This is a genomic window from Mesorhizobium sp. M1E.F.Ca.ET.063.01.1.1, assembly GCF_003998155.1.
In the GTDB taxonomy this organism is placed as follows: Bacteria; Pseudomonadota; Alphaproteobacteria; order Rhizobiales; family Rhizobiaceae; genus Mesorhizobium.
This window is the reverse complement of record NZ_RZSC01001371.1, coordinates 1-769: the sequence shown is the minus strand read 5'-3', so window position 1 is coordinate 769 and position 769 is coordinate 1. Positions and strand designations below refer to the sequence as shown.

Below are 769 nucleotides of genomic sequence, written 5' to 3'. Positions count from 1 at the left end.
GATCGCCAATCGTGGCGAGATCGCCTGTCGCGTCATCAAGACGGCGCGCAAGATGGGGATTGCCACGGTCGCGGTCTATTCGGATGCCGATCGTGACGCCATGCATGTCGAAATGGCCGACGAAGCGGTGCATATCGGCCCGCCGGCCGCCGCGCAGAGCTATCTCCTGCCTGAGAAGATCATCGCCGCCTGCAAGGAGACCGGCGCCGAGGCGGTGCATCCCGGCTACGGCTTCCTGTCGGAGCGCGCTTCCTTCTGCGAAGCGCTGGAAAAGGAAGGCATCGTCTTCATCGGGCCGAAGCCCAAGGCGATCCGCGCGATGGGCGACAAGATCGAATCGAAGAAATTCGCCAGCCAGGCCAAGGTCTCGACCGTTCCCGGCTGGCTGGGCGTCATCGAAAATGCCGACCATGCCGAAAGGATCGCCGGCGAGATCGGCTATCCGGTCATGATCAAGGCCTCGGCCGGCGGCGGCGGCAAGGGCATGCGCATCGCCTGGAGCGAGGCGGAAGTCCGCGACGGCTTCGAGCGCGCGCGCTCGGAAGCGAAAAGCTCCTTCGGCGACGACCGCGTCTTCATCGAGAAATTCGTCGTCGATCCGCGTCATATCGAGATCCAGGTGCTGGCGGACGCGCATGGCAACGCGCTCTATCTGGGCGAGCGCGAGTGCTCGGTCCAACGCCGCAACCAGAAGGTGGTCGAGGAGGCGCCGTCGCCGTTCCTCGACGCCAAGACGCGCAAGGCGATGGGAGAGCAGGCGGTGGCGCTG

General features: G+C 65.3%; 1 protein-coding gene. It reads left to right on the top strand.

The features are described from left to right. Position 1: 1 nt before the first annotated feature. A partial coding sequence (locus EOA29_RS38655) for a biotin carboxylase N-terminal domain-containing protein (protein WP_245468804.1) occupies positions 2-769 on the top strand: 768 nt, incomplete at its 3' end.